General features: G+C 48.6%; 18 protein-coding genes and 1 pseudogene. 5 read left to right on the top strand and 14 right to left on the bottom strand.

What is annotated here, in order from left to right; translation table 11 throughout:
• Nucleotides 1-2: 2 nt before the first annotated feature.
• From prpC to CLC91_RS06125, 3 genes are read right to left on the bottom strand one after another with little or no spacing between them, the layout of a single operon-like run.
• Complete coding sequence (gene prpC, locus CLC91_RS06135; RefSeq protein WP_095497686.1) at nt 3-1,127, bottom strand: bifunctional 2-methylcitrate synthase/citrate synthase; 1,125 nt, start codon at nt 1,125-1,127, stop codon at nt 3-5.
• Between the two features lie 11 nt (nt 1,128-1,138).
• The gene (gene prpB, locus CLC91_RS06130; protein WP_095497687.1) at nt 1,139-2,032 is read right to left on the bottom strand and encodes a methylisocitrate lyase; all 894 of its coding nucleotides are present in this window, start codon (nt 2,030-2,032) and stop codon (nt 1,139-1,141) included.
• Nucleotides 2,025-2,711, bottom strand: coding sequence for a GntR family transcriptional regulator (locus tag CLC91_RS06125; protein WP_095497688.1), 687 nt, complete (start codon nt 2,709-2,711; stop codon nt 2,025-2,027). The genes prpB and CLC91_RS06125 overlap by 8 nt, the downstream gene beginning before the upstream one ends.
• A gap of 336 nt (nt 2,712-3,047) precedes the next feature.
• Between CLC91_RS06125 and CLC91_RS06120 the strand changes: the two genes are divergently transcribed.
• Nucleotides 3,048-3,764 (top strand): hypothetical protein, encoded by a 717-nt coding sequence (locus CLC91_RS06120; RefSeq protein ID WP_095497689.1) that lies wholly within the window; start codon nt 3,048-3,050, stop codon nt 3,762-3,764.
• A 33-nt stretch (nt 3,765-3,797) separates the two neighbouring features.
• Here the strand turns inward: CLC91_RS06120 and CLC91_RS06115 are convergent.
• Nucleotides 3,798-3,938, bottom strand: a pseudogene (locus tag CLC91_RS06115) (IS256 family transposase); the annotation flags it as partial.
• A 63-nt stretch (nt 3,939-4,001) separates the two neighbouring features.
• On the opposite strand from CLC91_RS06115, the gene CLC91_RS06110 reads away from it, so the two are divergent.
• Both CLC91_RS06110 and CLC91_RS06105 read left to right on the top strand, forming a co-directional pair.
• Entirely contained in the window at nt 4,002-4,424 is a 423-nt protein-coding gene (locus CLC91_RS06110; protein ID WP_158220705.1) for an RHS repeat-associated core domain-containing protein, read from the top strand.
• Between the two features lie 142 nt (nt 4,425-4,566).
• A complete protein-coding gene (locus CLC91_RS06105) occupies nt 4,567-4,905 on the top strand; it encodes a hypothetical protein (protein WP_125828476.1) in 339 nt (112 codons plus the stop codon).
• Between the two features lie 99 nt (nt 4,906-5,004).
• On the opposite strand, the gene CLC91_RS06100 is transcribed toward CLC91_RS06105, so the two are convergent.
• The 4 genes from CLC91_RS06100 to hmgA form a co-directional block, all read right to left on the bottom strand.
• Nucleotides 5,005-5,934, bottom strand: coding sequence for an acyltransferase (locus CLC91_RS06100; RefSeq protein ID WP_095497692.1), 930 nt, complete (start codon nt 5,932-5,934; stop codon nt 5,005-5,007).
• Entirely contained in the window at nt 5,928-6,833 is a 906-nt protein-coding gene (locus CLC91_RS06095) for an acyltransferase (protein WP_095497693.1), read from the bottom strand. Before CLC91_RS06095 ends, CLC91_RS06100 begins: the two co-directional genes overlap by 7 nt.
• Nucleotides 6,834-6,960: 127 nt before the next feature.
• Nucleotides 6,961-8,268 (bottom strand): fumarylacetoacetase, encoded by a 1,308-nt coding sequence (fahA, locus tag CLC91_RS06090; protein ID WP_095497694.1) that lies wholly within the window; start codon nt 8,266-8,268, stop codon nt 6,961-6,963.
• 16 nt (nt 8,269-8,284) lie between these two features.
• On the bottom strand, nt 8,285-9,580 hold the full coding sequence (gene hmgA, locus CLC91_RS06085; protein ID WP_095497695.1) for a homogentisate 1,2-dioxygenase: 1,296 nt from the start codon (nt 9,578-9,580) through the stop codon (nt 8,285-8,287).
• Nucleotides 9,581-9,675: 95 nt separating this feature from the next.
• Here hmgA and CLC91_RS06080 point away from each other — a divergent pair, with 95 nt between their 5' ends.
• Nucleotides 9,676-10,131, top strand: coding sequence for a MarR family winged helix-turn-helix transcriptional regulator (locus CLC91_RS06080; protein ID WP_158220704.1), 456 nt, complete (start codon nt 9,676-9,678; stop codon nt 10,129-10,131).
• Entirely contained in the window at nt 10,118-10,798 is a 681-nt protein-coding gene (locus CLC91_RS06075) for a DNA-3-methyladenine glycosylase I (RefSeq protein WP_095497697.1), read from the top strand. Before CLC91_RS06080 ends, CLC91_RS06075 begins: the two co-directional genes overlap by 14 nt.
• Nucleotides 10,799-11,152: 354 nt before the next feature.
• On the opposite strand, the gene polA is transcribed toward CLC91_RS06075, so the two are convergent.
• The 6 genes from polA to fdh3B form a co-directional block, all read right to left on the bottom strand.
• Nucleotides 11,153-13,891 carry a DNA polymerase I gene (polA, locus tag CLC91_RS06070; protein ID WP_095500174.1) on the bottom strand — a complete coding sequence of 913 codons (2,739 nt, stop codon included), beginning with the start codon at nt 13,889-13,891 and terminating at the stop codon, nt 11,153-11,155.
• A 611-nt stretch (nt 13,892-14,502) separates the two neighbouring features.
• Nucleotides 14,503-14,919 carry a hypothetical protein gene (locus CLC91_RS06065; RefSeq protein WP_095497698.1) on the bottom strand — a complete coding sequence of 139 codons (417 nt, stop codon included), beginning with the start codon at nt 14,917-14,919 and terminating at the stop codon, nt 14,503-14,505.
• Between the two features lie 90 nt (nt 14,920-15,009).
• Nucleotides 15,010-15,858, bottom strand: coding sequence for a PfkB family carbohydrate kinase (locus CLC91_RS06060; RefSeq protein WP_095500155.1), 849 nt, complete (start codon nt 15,856-15,858; stop codon nt 15,010-15,012).
• A 9-nt stretch (nt 15,859-15,867) separates the two neighbouring features.
• A complete protein-coding gene (locus tag CLC91_RS06055; RefSeq protein ID WP_095497700.1) occupies nt 15,868-17,208 on the bottom strand; it encodes a coproporphyrinogen III oxidase family protein in 1,341 nt (446 codons plus the stop codon).
• Nucleotides 17,209-17,389: 181 nt separating this feature from the next.
• On the bottom strand, nt 17,390-18,364 hold the full coding sequence (locus CLC91_RS06050) for a formate dehydrogenase subunit gamma (RefSeq protein ID WP_095500154.1): 975 nt from the start codon (nt 18,362-18,364) through the stop codon (nt 17,390-17,392).
• A 49-nt stretch (nt 18,365-18,413) separates the two neighbouring features.
• Nucleotides 18,414-18,995, bottom strand: a complete 582-nt coding sequence (gene fdh3B / locus CLC91_RS06045) for a formate dehydrogenase FDH3 subunit beta (RefSeq protein WP_095497702.1) — start codon at nt 18,993-18,995, stop codon at nt 18,414-18,416.
• Nucleotides 18,996-19,023: the final 28 nt, after the last annotated feature.

The following is a 19,023-nucleotide window of genomic DNA, read 5'->3' as shown; positions in this document are numbered from 1 at the left end:
TGCTAGCGTTGTTCGATAGGCGTTACCGTGCGCGGCTCTACACCCACGTAGTCGGCGCTCGGGCGGATAATGCGGTTATTAGCCCGTTGCTCAAACACGTGAGCGGCCCATCCGGTTAAGCGCGAACAAACGAATATCGGGGTAAACAACTTGGTTGGAATACCCATGTAGTGATAGGCCGAAGCGTGGAAGAAGTCGGCGTTACAGAACAGCTTTTTCTGCTCCCACATAAAGGCTTCACAGGCGACCGATACGTCGTATAAACGGCTGCTGTCGGCCTGTTGCGATAGTTGTTGCGACCACTGTTTAATGATGGCGTTGCGCGGATCCGACTCGCGATATACCGCGTGTCCAAAGCCCATGATTTTATCTTTGTTGGCCAGCTTTTGGGCCAATACGCTGCGGGCGTGGTCGGGATCGGTAAGATCTTGAATCAGCTCCATTGCCGCTTCGTTTGCGCCGCCGTGCAAAGGGCCACGCAGTGAGCCAATGGCGCCGGTAATGCAAGAGTGCAAGTCGGACAAGGTCGAGGCACACACCCGAGCGGTGAAGGTTGAGGCATTGAATTCATGTTCAGCGTATAAAATGAGCGATACGTCCATGACCCGGGCATGCAGCTCAGAAGGCTTTTTACCGTGCAATAAATGCAGAAAATATGCGCCTAATTGATCGTCATCGGTTTCGGTAATAATGCGATCGCCAAAGTGGCTAAAGCGATACCAATAGCAAATGATGGCTGGAAAAGTAGCCAGTAAGCGATCCGCCGCGTCTTTTTGTTCGCTGAAGTCTTTTTCCGTTTCTAGGTTGCCCAGCATGGAAGCGGCGGTGCGCATAACGTCCATAGGGTGCGCGTCCGCCGGAATGCGTTCTAATACCTCTTTTAACGCCCGGGGCAAGCAACGCAGTGATTTTAACTTTTGCTTATAGGCGTCTAACTGGGTTTGATTGGGCAGCTCGCCATGAAACAGTAAGTATGCTACTTCTTCAAAGGTAACGTTTTCCGCTAAATCGGTAACGTCATAACCGCAATAGGTGAGGCCGGTGCCCGATTGGCCAACGGTGCTTAATGAGGTTTCTCCTGCGCTTTGACCACGAAGGCCGGCGCCGCCAAGTTTTTTATCTACCATGATATGACTTCCTATTTACAGCTGGTTTTTGATTGCTTGAAAAGGGTGTCGAGCTTGTCTTCGTAGGCGTGGTATCCCAAAAAGTCGTACAGCTCGGCTCTGGTTTGCATGTGTTCGACGACGGCGCGCTGATGGCCATCTTGTTTTAGGGCGCGCATTACGTTCAAAGCGGCGGCATTAGCGGCGCGGAAAGTGCTGAGTGGGTAAAGCACCATGTCGGCTCCGGCTTCTGCTAGTTCTGACACGCTGAACAGTTCGGTTTTACCGAATTCGGTCATGTTCGCCAAAATGGGGGCGTTAACTTGGGAGCGAAATTGACGGTAATGGTCAAGCTCGGTTAAGGCTTCTGCAAAAATCATGTCGGCGCCGGCTTCTAGGTAAGCGTTGGCGCGATCAATACCGGCTTGAATGCCTTCGCCGGCCACTGCGTCAGTGCGGGCCATGATGACAAAATCATTGTCGCTGCGCGCATCAACTGCGGCTTTAATGCGATCCACCATTTCTTCGGTGCTCACCACTTCTTTATTAGGGCGATGACCACAACGCTTTTGAGAAACCTGATCTTCCATGTGCACCGCCGCTACGCCAGCGCGCTCAAACTCTTTGATGGTGCGGGCAATGTTAAAAGCGCCGCCCCAACCGGTGTCGATATCAACCAACAACGGCAGCTCTGAGGCTGCGGTGATGCGACTGGCATCGGTGACCACGTCGTTCATTGAGGTCATGCCAAGGTCCGGCAATCCAAACGAGGCATTGGCAACGCCAGCGCCAGATAGATACAAAGCTTCGAAGCCGCTTTGCTCGGCCATTAGCGCGAAATAGGCATTAACTGTGCCCACAATTTGCAGCGGGTCGTTGTTTTTTACGGCTTGGCGAAAACGCACGCCAGGGCTTAATTTAGTCATGACTGAGTTCCTGTTCGATTTTATTTTTTAGTTTTGAAGCGGTATTGGTTAATCCGGTGTGAATGTGGCGGCGCATCAACAAGCTGGCAAGCTCACCATCGCCACTGATAATGGCGTTGGCAATGGCGGCATGTTCTTCGATGGCTTTGGTGGGGCGTTGTTCGCCGGTGCATTGAAAGCGATACATGCGCACCAGATGATAAAGGCCGCCGGTTAAACTGTCTTGCAAGTAGCGGTTGTTGCTGGCTTTAATGATGCAATAGTGGAAATCAACGTCGGCACCCACGTGAAAATCGGCGCCCTTGGTTAACTGCTCGCGTTGCTGCTGAATAAGCTGTTGCAGTTGCTGAGTGAGCTCGGGCGTCACATTTTCTGCGGCCAACTGGCAAGCCATGCCCTCCAGTACGGCTCGCAGTTCATACAGCTCATGCAGCTCTTCTAAGCTCATGCGCGCCACCCGAGCACCTACGTGCGGCAATCGCACCACCAAGCGTTGACGTTGCAGCGATTGCAGCGCTTCACGAAGCGGTCCTCGGGAAATGCCGTACTTAGCCGCAAGTGCTTGCTCATTGATTTTACTGCCCGCCTCGAGCTCACCGGTGATGATGGCTTGTTGCAGCGATGCGGTGGCTTTATCGGCAAGCGTTATCGGCGAATTGTTGACAATAATTTGCGACATAAGGCGTAAAATAGGGTTTATGTTGTGATTTTGGTCACAAATAGTAGGGTTTGCTGGTTATTTTGTCAACAATCGCTGTAAAGGTTCGGTTAGGTAAATACATTTAATCTTGTTTCATGTTGTTAGTGTGATGTTGACAAAATGTTGCTCCTGACTTTTCTTAACCTTGCCTGCAGCGATAATCATTAATATTAGTGAAAGTTGAAGAAGTAGAGTTAAAGGGCTTTGCAAAACAGTCGTAAAGTTTACCCACGATAGTTTTGATCTAAATCAATGAGTTGATTTAAAAAACAACCAATTATCCGTTCTAAACATCAAATGATGAATGGAGTCACAATGATTATTGCGGGAATATTTTTTGATAGCTCTAAAAGAGATGATGTAGTAGCCGAGCTACTGCATCTTCCTGAGCCAATAAAGCCTGTTATATATAGTGCAGATGAAGAAAAGAAACCTAAAGGGAACGTAGTTACTAATGAAAAAAAATTCGATCTGTTTATGGGAAAGAATGCCGTAGGTTTTTTTCTTCACTCAGAAAAAGCGTTATTTGATCTTTCCTTTCCACAGATTGGTAAATCATCAGTATTTATAGAGTTAGCAGACGACTCTCTTTTTATCTTACTTACTGACTACTTGGAAGGCTTCGCTCAGCTAGGTATTGACTTTGGTTTTGCGGCTGAACATACAGAATATACGCATAGAAATAGCCATTTTATAATCCAGGGAGTTAACAAAATTGAAACCTGGGTTGGTCGCGATCTTTATAAGTATTTGCCAGGGTTTTATTGGTTGACCTTTATTTCAAATGCAGTTGCTAAGCAGCATGGTATTGATATTTCTTCAGTTAGCGAGTCAGCAGAGTACATTAGTAATTGCAATGGTGTTTTAATGCGCTTCTTTGATGATCCTCGGAGCTGGCAGAACTATGCGGATCTATTAGATGATTTCTGTGAATCATCTAATGGAGTTTTTACCATCAAAGATGTAGAAAAATCAGTTTCAAATGATATGAACTTCCTTGAGCTTAACGCTGTTCTTGCCCAATGGAAGTGAGGGCGTTCATAATTCTGGGTCAGCCTACAGAGCTCAAAGCTCAAGGTAGTCATCTAAGCGCCTTGGAAAATGGATGGCAATCTGCGATAGCGTGAGATTCCAGTTTTGTATAGGGTGAGTCCAGCGCTCTTGAGCTTTGAGTATACCGGCATACAGCAGCTTTAGTAAGCTGTCGCTCCCAAAGCGTGCATCATCGCTATTATTACGACACCCAAGGTCGATTGTTGTCCCAATGGCGTGGCCACCGATGAATACGGCTACGTAGCTTGGCAGGCAGCCAACAGCGCCTTTGACAGGCTGGTAACCATAGACCACATCAATGGCTTAGCCATCGGCTATCCGGGTCAATACTACGACGATGAAACCCAAACTTGGAATAACGGCCCTCGAGAATACGATGCGCTAACGGGGCGCTTTTTACAAAGCGACCCGCTGGGACTGGTGGACGGCCCTAATACCTGCCTGTATGCTGGGGGCAACCCTAATGCGTATGTGGACCCAAGTGGTCTTGCGGCGCATAGCTACTTAAATCGTCCCCTAGGGATGAGCGTAGAAACGTTCCAAAACGCGGAGCGCGATGGCGCTGAGAAAGGACTGCACTGGTCGGCCGAGTTTTTAACCGTCATCTCGCCTGTGGGGTGGGCTGCCCTTGGTGATTAAGCCCATAATCTTGGAGGCTCTTTCCAAGGAAAAGGTAAAATTGAACACTACAATGTCCAGATCCAGAGTGCTAAAGGTAAAACATTAGAAAACCTGCATATTGTTCCTGATGGTAAAGGAGGTTTTGTTCGGTGGGGAAAAGATGGTGTCGTTAAGTAGTAAAAAACTTAGTCCTGTTGTAAAGCTGACAGTTGATGGAGAGGATATTCCATCCGATGAAAATTTTGAAAATGAGGCCCATAATTTGTCTGCAAAGGTAGACAAGGATAATGGTGATATTTATTTAGAGTTTTCATCACGCCTTGCTATGTATGACTTCGCTCGAAGTCTTATGCATGAGGCTTTATTCAATGAAAGTGATACAACCGAGTTATACCCATTAAGGTTTGAAGGAAGCTTGCAAGTGGTTAATGGAGTTAGGCTTACATTAGATAGCTCAAGAATCTTTGTGAATTATCCTTACTCAGATCCAAATGGTTAATTGTTAAAGCCCGCACTTTGAAGTGTCCAACTTTATGGGGTCACTTCACCTTAGCCAGCCTGAAACCATGTTTTGACTTGTTGGGTACCACACCTAGCCCTACTTAGGCTGCGGATAGATGGTTTGAGTATTGCTGGTAGCCGCCAATTGCTCAGCGATGATCGCATCTTTTTCAGCCCAAATGTCATTTAGCCAGCGCTGAAATTCGGCGCGATAGCTGCCATCCACCATATAACGTTCACCGTCAATTTTAGGCATATCGATGCTGCGAATGTGAATTCGAATTTCTTTTACATCGCCTTTAAGCACGGCTTTTAGCGCTTCGTTAGGGGCGTCAGGATAAACCAGGGTGACGTCTAACATTTTGTCAAACTGAGTGCCTAGGGTCGACAGCGCGTAGGCAATGCCGCCCGCTTTAGGCTTGAGTAGATATTGATATGGCGATTTCTGGCGAGCGTGTTTGTTAGCATCAAAGCGCGAACCTTCCACAAAGTTCATGATGCTGGTGGGCAAATGGCGAAATTTCTCGCAGGCTTTACGGGTAGCTTCCATGTCTTTGTTTTTGAGCTTTGGGTTCTTTTTAAGCTGGGCTGGAGTGAAGCGTCGCATAAAGGGCATGTTAAGCGCCCAGCAACCCAATCCCAAAAACGGCACATATAGCAGCTCCCGCTTTAAGAAAAACTTAAGCATGGGAATGCGATGGCGAAATACGTAGCACAATGCGGCAATATCAAACCCGCTCACATGATTCGAAATCACTAAGTACCAAGACTGTCGGCTAAGCTGGGTATCGCCGCTAATGCTCCACTTAAGTTTACAGGTTAGCTTAAGAATGAGGCCATTGGTTATGGCCCAACCGCGCATGAACTCGGTGGCAACGAAAGCGAACCAATTTTCAACCCGCTGCAAAGGTAGCAGTAACTTAACAACACCGCAGATAAAAATGAGTGTTGAGAAAACCACGGTATTCAGACACACCAAGGTTAAGTTAATTAAGTACAGTAAGGGTGCAGGCAAAAAATTTAGCATTTATGGGCCTCTTGCGCCGACTGAGCCAGCTGGGTTAAGTGGGCGTCTTTCTCACGCCAAACTTGGTTTATCCATTGTTGAAAAAATTGCTTATATTGACGGTCGTTGGCGTAATCACCCCGTAATTTGGCGTCAATTGGGCGTTGCTGAATATCAATGATCACCTGATCGACCTGACCACTGATAAACTGCCAAAAGCTCGGTCGGCCTTGTGGGTAATAAATGGTAACGTCCAGCAGTTTATCCATTTGTTCCCCTATCGACGAAATCGCAAAGGCTAATCCGCCGGCTTTTGGGCGCAGCAAGTGGGTAAATTCGCCACCTTGTTGGCTGTGTTTGTGCTCGGTAAAGCGAGTGCCTTCCACAAAATTCATGACACTGACTGGCAGGTGTTTAAATTTGCGACAGGCTTTTTGGGTTGTTTTGATGTCTTTGCCTTTTAGCTGTGGTTTGCGTCGCAATTGAGCGGCGCTGTATCGTCGCATAAACGGAAAGTCCAGCGCCCACCATGCTAACCCCAGCACAGGCACATAAAGCAGTTCTTTTTTTAAGAAAAATTTTAGAAAGGGTACTTTGCCCGATAAGGCTCGTTGCAGAACTAAAATGTCGACCCAAGACTGATGGTTAGCGATAACCATATACCATTGATTATTGTTTAAGTGCACATCGCCACGAATGTCCAACTGATAACCGTGAGTAACCCGTTGATTGACGCTGTTGAGCTTAACCCAAGCAGATGCACAGGCATCAGCAATCGCACCACACCGCTTTTGTAGCATGGCGAGCGGCACCAGTTTAACGATGCCGAGTACTAAAATTGGAATCACCCAAAATAAGGTATTTATGACGTATAAGCTGAACGACACGCTGGCGATCATCAGCCGCAACAAGGCGGACATGCATTACTCCCTTTTTCTTTTGCGCCTCATTTTAATCGCCACGAGATGCTTTTCCAAGTTCCCGCTCATCAAATATCGAATAATGCGAGATGCGCCTAATCCTTGGCTTTAATGACCGCTATCGCCGTTAACTTTTGGCCGGTAATACCGTGCTTTCTACCTGACCAAAGCCAATGCGAACAAAGCCTTGTCGTTCGCAATGTCCACGGAAGGTTATGGTGTCACCGTCAGCAAGGAAGCTGCGCTGTTCGCCGTTGGCTAGGGTGATGGCTTGTTTGCCCCCTTTGCTCAGCTCCAGCAGTGACCCCGCTTCTTCGGCTTCAGGGCCCGACTGAGTGCCGGAACCCAGTAAGTCACCGGCGCGCAGGTTACAGCCGTTAACACTGTGGTGAGCTACCATTTGAGCTATGGTCCAATAGCTGTGGCGGAAGTTTGAGCGAGACAGTCGTTGCGGCGCTTCACCGGCGGCGCGCATGGTCTCGGTTTGAATAAAACACTCCAGCTCGATGTCCATTGAGCCAAATTCGTCGTTGTTATCAGAGCACAGGTATGGCAATGGCGTTGGGTCTGACTCGGGGCGCAAATATTGACTGCGATAAGGCGCCAACGCTTCCATGGTGACTATCCAAGGTGAAATGGTAGAGGCAAAGCTTTTTGACAAAAATGGCCCCAGCGGCTGATATTCCCACGCCTGAATGTCTCGGGCTGACCAATCGTTAAATAGGCACATGCCGAATACATGTTGGTGGCTGTCATCGATGTCGATGGGGTGGCCAAACTCATTGCCTTGGCCAATAAAAATGCCCATTTCCAGTTCGTAGTCTAAGCGTTTACAGGGGCCAAAACTCGGCGTGCTTGCATCCGGCGCTTTGGTTTGTCCGCTTGGGCGATGAAACGCCTGACCGCTGACGTCTAAAGACGATGCGCGGCCATGGTAGCCAATGGGCACCCATTTATAGTTGGGCAGCAATGGGTTATCGGGGCGAAACAAACTGCCCACTGCTGTGGCGTGGTGGATTGAGGTGTAAAAATCGGTATAGTCGCCCACGTGGCAAGGCATCTGGTAGTGTGCTTGAGATTGCAGCTGCAGGCAGTGTGCTGGCAGGCGCTCGCTGTTGTCGCTGCTAAGCAGTTGCGACAGCGCCGCGCGCAAGGCTGACCACGCTGGTTGGCCCATTTGCATAAATTCGTTTAGTTGAGGCTTAGCCGCGGCTTCGGCTGCTTGTTGGGCCAACCCAGACAATAGCGAGGTGCTGGCGAGAGCGGCCAGGTCGACAATGGAATCGCCAATGGCTACACCGCCTCGAAAAGCTTCATTGCTGTGGATTCTAAAGCTGGCAAATGGCAAGTTTTGAATGGGAAAGTCGCTGTGGCCATTCGCGCTGGTTACCCAGCTGGTTAGGTTGGCATCGTGGGTACTATTCAACGTGATCATGAGGATTCCTTGTCGCTTAGCGCTGTGTTGAATTAAAAAGTTTGGGTAAATTGTGCCAGCAATGGGCGTAATCGCTTTGCAGTGCTGTGCTGGATAAGGCGTTATCGGTTGGGATAAACGGGTAACGGCTTTCAAACATAAACGCCATGGTATCTTGATAGCGTTGCGGTGCCAGCTCGGCATTGGACGCTTTTTCAAATACGTCGGCCTCTGGGCCATGTGGGGTCATGCAGTTGTGCAAGCTCATTCCGCCGGGCACAAAACCTTTTTCTTTGGCGTCGTATACCCCTTCAATTAATCCCATAAACTCGCTCATTAAGTTGCGATGATACCAAGGCGGGCGGAAGGTATGCTCGGCCACCATCCAGCGTGGCGGGAAGATAACGAAGTCTAAGTTGGCGGTTCCTTCGGAATCGGATGGCGAGGTCAGTACGGTGAAAATGGACGGATCGGGATGATCATAGGTCACCGTATTCATAGCATTAAAACGGCTTAAATCGTACTTATAGGGAGCGCTGCGTCCGACCCAGGCGACAACATCTAACGGTGAATGCTTGATATCCGCCTGAAACAGTGTGCCGGCGAATTTACACAGTAATTTAAAGTCACCTTCACGCTCTTCAAACCAAGCGCTGGGGTATAGAAAATCGCGATCATTGGCGTAACCGTTGGCGCCAACCGGCCCTCGTTCAGGCAGTTGCAGCGGCGCACCGTAGTTTTCGCAAACGTAGCCGCGAATAGGGCCATCAACCAGTTTAATTTGAAACTTTACGCCTCGGGGAATCACCAGTATTTCGCCCGGCTGCACCTGTAATCGCCCCATTTCGGTATGGGCAAGCAAGGCATTTTGTTGCGGCACGATAAGCAGCTCGCCATCGGCGTTGTAAAAATACTCGTCTTCCATGGAGCGATTGGCGTGATAATAATGAGTGGCTACGCCCACTTGAGTGGCGGCATCGCCATTGGCGGCCACCGTTTGCATGCCTTCGATGAAATGAGTGGGGGCAGTAGGCTCTGGCAATGGGTCCCAGCGCAGCGGATCGGGAGTGACTCCTTGGCTGCGAATTGGCGCGGTTTGCCATTGCGACTGCGGCCATGGCTGGAACTTGCCAACCAATGCCGATGGTCGAATGCGATAGAGCCAAGTGCGTCGGTTTTGCGCTCTAGGCGCTGTAAAAGCAGTGCTGTTGAATTGCTCTGCATAAAGCCCATAGCTGCATTGCTGCGGAGAAAACTGCCCTTGTGGCAGGGCGTTAGGCAGCGCTTGTGACTCGTGTTCGTTATTAAATCCGGTCAAATAAGTCAGTGACATTCGACTCGCCTCTTTTTCTTTTAATTGTTCTCATTTGCAACTATATTAGAAGCGCTGAGTGCAAATAACAAGCTTATTTAATAAAGGAGTTGGCCGTGTCTAACCGCAGTTTTCAGTTGAGCCGCTTTTTACCTTATCGACTGGCGCAATTATCGAAACTGGTGAGCGATGATTTTTCTGAGCTATACAAAGCATCGGAAGGTTTAACCGTTGCCCAGTGGCGTTTGTTGGCGAACTTGTCGGAGCGCTATCCGTTGACTGCGCAAGATCTTGTGGAAACTGCGCAGCTGGATAAATCTAAGGTGAGTCGCGCCTTATCTGGGCTGTTACAGCGGCAACTGATTGTGCGGGAGAAACACCCCCAGGATACCCGAGCTAATATGCACCGCCCCACCGAACAAGGCTTAGCCATGTATGCCCGAATTTGTCAGCGAGCCCAAGATTGGGAGCAGCAGAGCTTGGCACATTTATCGAGCCAAGAGTATGAACAGCTGTTACAGTTGATGGACAAAGTCAGCAAAGGCATTAAGCAACGCGATGGAATTATTTAGTAGCATTTATGAACGAGCCTGCGAGCGCAAAGGCGGCGAAACAAATTTGCTGGCGCTCATGCCAACCCCTTTATCAAACCGAGAATTTGGCCAATACTCCGACGCCGATTTACTCAGTGAATTCGCCAAAAAAATCTTCCAATCGGGGTTCGTTTGGCGAGTGGTGGAGAATAAGTGGGACAACTTCGAACAGGCCTTTTTTGGCTTTGAGCCGTTTAAAGTGGCCATGTTGTCGCCCGAGCAAATTGCTAAGCGCAGCGTTGACCCGGCGTTAATTCGTCACGCAAAGAAAATGCAGGCGGTGTACGACAATGCCATTTTTATTCTCGATATACAGGCCAAACACGGCAAAGCAATTGACTGGATTAACCAATGGCCCAGCGATGACATTATTGGGCTGTGGAAAGAGCTGAAGAAAAACGGCAGCCGGCTGGGCGGTAACACTGGCCCCTATGCCCTTAGAGCTCTGGGCAAAGACAGCTTTTTGGTGACGCAAGATATTGCCAGCTATTTTGTGGCTCATAAGCTGTTGGATGCTAACCCGGGCAGCCAAAAAGCACTGCAGCAAATGCAACAGGCGTTTAATGAATGGCAGCAGCAGTCGGGCTTACCTTATTCGCACCTATCGCGAATTCTAGCCTGCAGTCTGGGTGATAACTTCTTGTAGTGTATTGCTGTGTTGTTGTGTTGGCGTGTTGCAGATAAAAAAATGCCCAAGCGAGGGGCCTGGGCGAAAATAAGGGTAGTAGGAAGTCAAAACTGGTCCAGTTCATGTCTTCTTGGGATTAACAATAGCAGCGCTTAGCTGAACCCTTGCTGAATCGTATTTCGATGCCCAAATTTTTCGCAAAAAAAACCAGCAATCAAAGATTGCTGGTTAACTAATAATGATGAAACTATGCAGGGAGCAGTTTAACTTAATGAAGTTCACTGTTAACAGTTAGAGGCAGCTGCTTCACTTTAGTTCAAATTAATTTTAAAAAAACTCAAATTATTTTTTAATGCTCTAAGTTTCAGTTAGTTAGTGAGCTCCATCCCAGCTGTCCGCCGAGTCAGCCTCCGCCAATAGCGGTACATCGAGGTTGGCTGCCGAGGCCATGATGGCGGTGACTTTTTCGGTATGCTCAGCCAACTTGTCTTCCCTCACTTCAAACACCAACTCATCGTGCACTTGCATGATCACTCGAATGGAGTCGTCGTTTAGGCTGGTTATCCATTCATCCACCAAAATCATGGCTTTCTTAATGATGTCGGCTGCGGTGCCTTGCATGGGCGCATTAATGGCTGCTCGCTCCGCGGCTTGGCGACGCATGCCGTTGCGGGCGTTGATTTCTGGCAGGTACAAACGGCGGCCAAACAAGGTTTCCACATAGCCATCTTCGGCGGCCTTTGCTCGGGTTCTATCCATGTAGGCTTGAACACCGGGGTAGCGCTCAAAATAGACGTCGATGTATTGTTGGGCTTCAAAGCGAGGAATGTCGAGCTGACGAGCCAAGCCAAACGCTGACATGCCGTAGATCAAGCCAAAATTAACCGCTTTAGCTCGTCGACGTTGCTCACTGCTCACCTGTTCAAAGTCAACCCCAAACACTTCAGCGGCGGTGGCTCTGTGAATGTCTTTACCGTGGGCGAACGCTTCTAGTAAGCCTTTGTCTTGGGAGAGGTGCGCCATAATTCTGAGTTCGACTTGGCTGTAATCGGCGGCCATGATTTTATAGCCTTGTGGTGCGATAAAGGCTTGTCGAATGCGGCGTCCCTGTTCGCTGCGAATGGGGATGTTTTGCAGGTTTGGATCGGTACTTGATAGACGACCTGTGGCGGCTACGGCTTGATGGTAGCTGGTATGCACGCGCCCGGTTTCCGGGTTTACCATCAATGGCAGCTTGTCGGTGTAGGTGCTTTTCAGCTTAGATAAGCTGCGATGCTCAAGAATGATTTTGGGCAAGGGATAATCCAGTGCCAGCTCAACCAAGACCTCTTCCGCGGTTGACGGAGCGCCTTTCGGGGTTTTCTTGATAATCGGGTAGCCCAGCTTCTCAAAAAAGATGTGCTGCAGTTGCTTAGGTGAGCCGAGGTTAAATTTCTCGCCGGCAATTTCATACGCTTTTTGTTCAAGCGAATCTAAGGACTGGGCAATCTCAGAGCTTTGATTGGCCAGCATCATGCTGTCGATGAGCACACCGGTGCGCTCTATTTTCGACAAAATGCTAACCAGAGGTAGCTCATAGTCAGTGAAAATGCCTTGCAACGAGGCCTCTTTTGCAATTTGTGGCCACAGCTTTTGATGCAACCTTAGGGTAATGTCGGCGTCTTCAGCGGCATACGGCCCGGCTTGTTCTAAGGCAATTTGGTTAAAGGTGAGCTGCTTGGCTCCTTTGCCGGCAATGCTTTCAAAGCTGATGGTTTTCATGCCTAGGTACTTGAGCGCCAAATCGTCCATATTGTGTCGCGAGGCTACCGAATTAAAGACGTAGGACTCCAGCATGGTGTCAAAGGCAACCCCTTGCAGCGTTACCCCGTGGCGAGCCAATACGCTCATGTCGTACTTAATGTTTTGCCCGACTTTTAAGTGGGTTGGGCTCTCGAGAATGGGCTTTAACTGTTCGATGACAGCGCTTGCTTCAAGCTGCTGAGGGGCTCCGGGGTAGTCATGAGCAATGGGTAAATAGGCGGCTTCGCCCGCTTCAACGGCAAAGCTCAGCCCCACTAATTTTGCCTGCATGTAGTCAAGACTGGTGGTTTCGGTATCCACAGCAATGAGGTCGGCGTCGTTGAGCTTGCTGAGCCATTCATCTAATTGAGCTTGATTTAAGATGGTGGTGTAGCGGGTTTCAATGGCGGCAGTTGCGTCGTCTTCGGTGCTTGCTATGCTATCACCGGCCTCCAGTTGTTCATTGAGGAAGCGTCTAAATTCCAGCTCGCCATACAGCTTAATAAGCGCGTCGCGATCCGCTTGTTTGACATCCAGCGCCTGCGCGTCAATGTCCAGCTCTACGTCCAACTTGATGGTGGCCAATTGATACGACAGTCGCAACATGTCTTCGTGCTCAACGAACTTGTTGGCGATGGTTTTGGAGCCTCGAAAGCTCAAGTTGGCGATGTTCTCAAGGTTTTGATAAATATCATCGATGCCGCCAAGGCCTTGAATGAGCGCGGTTGCGGTTTTGTCACCGACCCCAGGCAGGCCGGGGATGTTATCCGCTTTGTCGCCCATTAACGCTAGGTAGTCAATAATCAGCTCGGGTTTTACTCCGAACTTTTGCTCTACCTCGGCCGGCCCCATCACGGTGTCGGTCATGGTGTTGATTAAGGTGGTGTGTTGGTCCACCAATTGTGCCATGTCTTTATCGCCGGTGCTGATTAAGGTGGCAATGCCTTGTTTGCTGGCTTGGTGGGCCAAGGTGCCAATCACATCGTCGGCCTCAACGCCAGGCACGCATATTAGCGGCAGCCCCATGGCTTTAATGACTTGATGCAATGGCTCTATTTGGCTGCGTAAGTCATCCGGCATGGGGGGGCGATGCGCTTTATAGTCGCTGTACATGTCGTTACGAAAGGTTTTGCCTTTGGCATCAAACACCACCGCCATTCGTGTTGGTTTGTATTGGCGCTGCAGGCTTTTAAGCATGTTGATAACGCCATAAACCGCACCGGTGGCTTCGCCTTTGGAGTTGGTTAAATGAGGTGGCGAATGATAGGCGCGAAAGAGATACGATGAGCCATCGACAAGAATTAACGGGTTGTTCGGTACCGTGACCATAAAGTGATAACCATTGGCTGTTTTTAATCTGGCCATAGCATGCCACACAAAGCGAGGAATTTCAGCCAAAGGATTGCAGTGAAAGCTGTGGATAAGTCTGTGAATTAAAAAAGCTTGATGATCTTTGAGGGGTAAAATTATTCCAGCAAGAAAAGACGGTAACCCTTGCTGCTAAAGGTTCCGCGAGTGGCGCACTAAAAATTTTGAGTATGTCAAATTCGCTTATTCTATTGTGGATTTCCGTCCATGGTACAACTACGGCAGTTGAGAAATCAGTAAGCGTTTGTACATTTTTGAGACAACTAAATTAGCACAATAAAAAATCCTGTAAAGCGATAATCGCTAAAAAATTATTCAATTTGAGGTAGGAGAGTTTCCAGATAAATTCCGAACTGGCTAATAGTGAAAATTATCTTGCTGAATTAAAAGAAAAAAGCCAGGTCATAAGACCTGGCTGAAACATCGTTGTGAGCAATGTGAAGTCAATCAAAATTGTTGTTTCTGCAGGAAGTCGACCGCTAACATCGGTCTAAACAAACTTGATTGTTTTGGAACGCATGTAAATAGTAGTCATTCTCATTTTCATTTGCAAGGGCTTTTTTGAAAAAAGTTTAAATGACCTTGCTCAATTGAATTTGATTACCTTTAGAGGCGTCATTGCGTGCGTTTAAATCAGTGACTAAAAAGCCTTGTTTAATGAGCAGACTTAGCAATTCACTTTGGTCATCATTGGTGCTAATTGCCAGTGATTGCGCTTGCTCGCTAAATGCGCGTTCGCTAATGGCGTTGAGGAGGGCTTCTTCTACGCCCAGTTCAACAAAATCGCTATCGACCCAAGCCGGCTTTATGGTGAGCTGAAACTCATCGATCGGTTGGCTGATCTGTGCTCCGGCAAGTTCGCCTTCGATAAAGGCTACCGCGATTGAGCTTTCCATCGCGGGGCTTAAGGGCGCGAGAACAGCATCTAACTCTGGCATTTGCTGCAGCGCGTTCGATAATGGGTAGTGCTTAACGGTTAGCTGATACATATTGACTCCAAAGCGGATAAGTGACTGGTATGGCGCAAATTATAGCAGGTCATACCAGTCGAGCAAACACGCTTTAGTGTGATTTCAGCGCTAGGACTGTGATGAAGTTAGGTAGGTTTGTAACGCCTCGCCAGGAATAGAACTGGCGGTTTTAAGGGCGCATTGTGCCCACTCACAGGCAATTTCGAGAGCTTGCGGCAAGGGTTGTTGTGCTATCAGAGAGTGGATGAATCCGGCGGCAAAGGTATCACCGGCACCGGTTGTATCAACCACTTCACAGTCAATGGCTTGGCAGTGATGCTGGGTGGTTTCAGTGTACAAGGTAGCACCCTTGCAGCCGTCGGTTAATACCAGCGCCTGTAACGACTCACCAGCATACTGTTTAGCAAAGGCCCAATGGTCGTGCTGCGGCGCTAAGTTCATGTCGCTTTTGGAAGCCACTAGATAATGGCAAGGTAACTGCGATTGCTGAGCATTGTACTGGCCTACTACTGTGGTTTTCGACAAGGCCAATTGTGCCCATTGCGCTTGATTGCTGGCTTGGCTATTAAAGTAAACGGCTTGGAAGTGTTCGAAGTTGGGGGCATCACCCAGTTTATAAGGGGCGACAACTGGGCGGACGATGGTGCGCTCGCCACTGGGATCCAGCAGCAGTAACAGCTCGCCGCCTGCGTCTGAGTGGCGTGTTATCTGGTGAAACTCAAGACCGTACTCACCCGCTTGTTGCAGTGCCCAGTCGGATGCTTGATCATTGCCAAGTTGGCAAACCAGTTGAACTTGGTGTCCCGCCCAAACCAGCCCTATGCCGGTGTTGGCCGCACCACCTCCGAGGCGTCGAGCGCTTTGTTGAAAACGATGGCGACCGCCATTTGTTAGGGCTGAGTCCAGTTTAATGACTCTATCGCAGTTTAAATTTGCTACCACTAACAACGACGCCATAGACTCTCCTTAGCCATGATCTGGGTTGGCTAAGCCTTTGCGCAATTGGGCGCGGACGTTATCCATTCCAGAATAGAATTCTTTCATCATCAACAAGCCCATCATTTTACCATTATCGGTCACGATTATCTGCTCTGGGTCGGCAGGGTCATTTTTAATCGCGCCCATGAGCTTCATGCTGGTCATTTCTTTAAACAAGGCGGTGTCTAAGTTAACGCCAAAGGTTTCTCGGAAGTATTTGCGAGAAAGACGTCCAGAAAACATACCTAATAAGAAGCGGTATTGCATAACGGCTTTCTTGTCGTAGGTTTTCTTTTGATCCACACCCATACGACCCGATGCAATCTTGCCCGCATACTCTTTCAAGGAGAAGCTATTCACATAGAGGGTGTCGTCTAAGAAGCTGAATGAGCCAGAGCCAACACCTAAGTACTCATCATAATCGATAACGTACTCATCGAAGCCTTCGTTATTGCTTTGGCCAAATGCCCATGCGGAAAGCTGAGTATATTGACCGTTTAGCGAATTAAGAATTTGGCGGTATTGACCCACCATGTCGTGATGACTGGCCGCCAATTTGCCTTTAACACTCTTACGGGTTTGATGAGTGATCATCAGCGGGTAGGTGGTGATTTGCCGCGGGTCCAGCTTGGCCGCCATGGCCAAATCGTTGGCGATCACTTCGTCGGTTTGACCGCGGAAACCAAAGATCAAGTCGACATTAATAATAGGGAACAACTCTTTGGCGGAGGCGATTTTGTCGAACGTCTCTTGGCCAGTACCGAATTTTTCAATGCGGTCGGTCATGGTGAGAATTTTATCGTCGAAGCTTTGTACGCCAACGGACATGCGATCAACAAGCCCTTTCAGTTGCTTAATAGCATCGTCGCCAAGGTGCTGAGGATCCGATTCGCAAGATACTTCTTTAATGCTTGGGAATAAGTTCTTGGCGTGTTCAATGGTACGAGCGAGTTCGTCTTCCAATACAGTAGTGGTACCACCACCTATGTACATGGACTCAAAGTCATAGCCAAGATCTTTGGCCATGTTCATTTCTTTTCTTAAGTTAATGAAATACTCGCGGGCCTTGTTTTCTTTAAACAAGAAGCGATGGAAGGTACAGAAGCTGCACAAGGTGTGGCAAAACGGTACGTGCGCATAAAGCATGTATTTTTTGCCCGGTTGCGGAGCCGGCATCATGTCAGCTGCTTTGGTGTCTAAGCGTAAGTTACGCTCAACATAAAAGCCCATCACGCGTTCCATTGCGCCAATCGTCCATGCCGGAACCGTAATGTCCGCTTGGTAAGGAGTGACAATGCCATTGTTTGGCGATGTGATGATGGATGACATATCTGTTCCTATTTGCAGTGTGGACTAACCTTTGTCAGACCATTGAACCAATACCAGAGTTCGCTAGTATGGTATTTTTATTTTAATTTGGCATTCCCAAATCATTTTTCTGTTAAGGCGATCAAAAAAAATACCCCACCAAAAGGCAGGGTATTCATTGAGAACTAATAACGCTCAGTAATTAGTCTTTGTACTTTAGCGTACCGTCTGCTTTGATTTCGTCATACCAAACGTTGTGGTGCTGTTTAGCCCAGTTTTCGTCACAGTATCCAGAAACCATACATTCCATACCGCCTTCAGACATTACCGTTGCCATAAAGATGTGCACGATAGAGAAGGCCGCAATGATAATGGCAGCAACACCGTGAACAACAACAGCCAGTAAGCTTAGGCTGCGGCTTGGCTCAACCCAGTTCGGGAACAACAACACGATGCCAGATAGCACCACTAAGGCGCCAACAAAGGCAAAGGTCCAGAACCACAGTTTTTCACCGGCGTTGGCAAAACCTGCATCAGGGTGCTTACCTTTGAAAGGTCCAAAGTTGATGTAACCACCAACCACCATGAACCAAGCGATGTCGTATTTAGCTGGCATTTGGTTTTTCGCCCAAAGCACAGTCATTACTAACCAACCAACAATAAACGGAATCGCCATGATGTCGTGAATTTGCTTGGATGCATAGATAATGCTTCCCCAAGCGCCTTCACCAATGTATGGCTGCACAAAGAAGCGTCCGGCTAGAATCAGCAGTCCAGTAATGATGAGTAGCAAGCAGGGGATTGCGCCAATCCAGTGGATGGCAACGTCAAACTTGCTCCAACGATGAACCATTTTGCCACTAAAGCCACCATGCAGTTTAGAGATGCCGTTCACCGCGATGAACAGAATAAATACTGCAATCATACCGAAAGTGGCCAGCATGATGCCGGGCGCTAGGTAATCTTCGCGGGCTGGAATCAAACGCGGGTCATTGACGTTTATCAATTGATCAGCGAATGCCGACTTTGAGGTGGTAACCCCTTGCTCGCCAGCTTTAATATCGTGCCACAGTTGAGCGCCTGTTTGTTGTGCTGGCTCAGCATCGCCATTGGCGAGAGCTAAACCACTAAACATCATCAGGGCAACCATAGCGAGTACGTTGAACATTTTGTTCATATCAAAACCTCTAATGAGAGGGAAGGCGGGCCTTCCCTCTTAGGTTGCTTTACTCAGCGGTCGCGCCAAACTGTGCTTTAACCGAGCCACGGTAGGCAACACGCTCACGGAAGATGGCTGAAACTACGTCAGCATCACCGCCAAGAAGCGCTTTGGTTGCACAAAGCTCAGCACACATAGGTAGCTTGCCTTCAGCGATTCGGTTAGCACCGTATTTCGCTTTCTCAGCTTCTGAGTGATCTTCTTCTGGGCCTCCGGCACAGAAAGTACACTTATCCATAGTTCCACGAGCACCGAAGGCACCGTTTTTAGGGAACTGAGGCGCGCCGAATGGGCAAGCATATAGGCAGTAACCACAACCGATACAGGTATCTTTGCTGTGCAATACAATGCCGTCTTCAGTTTTGTAGAAGCAGTTTGCAGGACAAACTGCCATGCAAGGTGCATCAGCACAGTGCATACACGCAACCGATAGACTTGCTTCACCACGTTCACCATCGTTAATGGTAACTACGCGACGACGATTGATGCCCCACTCTAGAGCAGAGTCGTTTTCGTTTTTACAAGCGGTGACACAGCCGTTACATTCGATACAACGCTTGCTATCACACAAAAATTTCATTGTAGCCATTTTGGCATTTCTCCTAACTTACGTTGTC

The sequence above is a fragment of the Paraferrimonas haliotis genome (assembly GCF_002282895.1).
In the GTDB taxonomy this organism is placed as follows: domain Bacteria; phylum Pseudomonadota; class Gammaproteobacteria; order Enterobacterales; family Shewanellaceae; genus Paraferrimonas; species Paraferrimonas haliotis.
The sequence above is the reverse complement of the archived record's forward strand: the minus strand, read 5'-3'. Positions and strand labels throughout refer to the sequence as shown.

Excerpts from the sequence above, each read along its gene's own strand:
- CLC91_RS06060 (WP_095500155.1), bottom strand. The coding sequence starts at position 15,858 with ATGGCGTCGTTGTTAGTGGTAGCAAATTTAAACTGCGATAGAGTCATT.
- CLC91_RS06065 (WP_095497698.1), bottom strand. The coding sequence starts at position 14,919 with ATGTATCAGCTAACCGTTAAGCACTACCCATTATCGAACGCGCTGCAG.
- CLC91_RS06050 (WP_095500154.1), bottom strand. The coding sequence starts at position 18,364 with ATGAACAAAATGTTCAACGTACTCGCTATGGTTGCCCTGATGATGTTT.
- CLC91_RS06075 (WP_095497697.1), top strand. The coding sequence starts at position 10,118 with ATGGAATTATTTAGTAGCATTTATGAACGAGCCTGCGAGCGCAAAGGC.
- CLC91_RS06105 (WP_125828476.1), top strand. The coding sequence starts at position 4,567 with ATGGTGTCGTTAAGTAGTAAAAAACTTAGTCCTGTTGTAAAGCTGACA.
- prpB (WP_095497687.1), bottom strand. The coding sequence starts at position 2,032 with ATGACTAAATTAAGCCCTGGCGTGCGTTTTCGCCAAGCCGTAAAAAAC.
- fdh3B (WP_095497702.1), bottom strand. The coding sequence starts at position 18,995 with ATGGCTACAATGAAATTTTTGTGTGATAGCAAGCGTTGTATCGAATGT.
- prpC (WP_095497686.1), bottom strand. The coding sequence starts at position 1,127 with ATGGTAGATAAAAAACTTGGCGGCGCCGGCCTTCGTGGTCAAAGCGCA.
- CLC91_RS06125 (WP_095497688.1), bottom strand. The coding sequence starts at position 2,711 with ATGTCGCAAATTATTGTCAACAATTCGCCGATAACGCTTGCCGATAAA.
- CLC91_RS06095 (WP_095497693.1), bottom strand. The coding sequence starts at position 6,833 with ATGTCCGCCTTGTTGCGGCTGATGATCGCCAGCGTGTCGTTCAGCTTA.
- CLC91_RS06120 (WP_095497689.1), top strand. The coding sequence starts at position 3,048 with ATGATTATTGCGGGAATATTTTTTGATAGCTCTAAAAGAGATGATGTA.
- fahA (WP_095497694.1), bottom strand. The coding sequence starts at position 8,268 with ATGATCACGTTGAATAGTACCCACGATGCCAACCTAACCAGCTGGGTA.
- hmgA (WP_095497695.1), bottom strand. The coding sequence starts at position 9,580 with ATGTCACTGACTTATTTGACCGGATTTAATAACGAACACGAGTCACAA.
- polA (WP_095500174.1), bottom strand. The coding sequence starts at position 13,891 with ATGGTCACGGTACCGAACAACCCGTTAATTCTTGTCGATGGCTCATCG.
- CLC91_RS06055 (WP_095497700.1), bottom strand. The coding sequence starts at position 17,208 with ATGTCATCCATCATCACATCGCCAAACAATGGCATTGTCACTCCTTAC.
- CLC91_RS06100 (WP_095497692.1), bottom strand. The coding sequence starts at position 5,934 with ATGCTAAATTTTTTGCCTGCACCCTTACTGTACTTAATTAACTTAACC.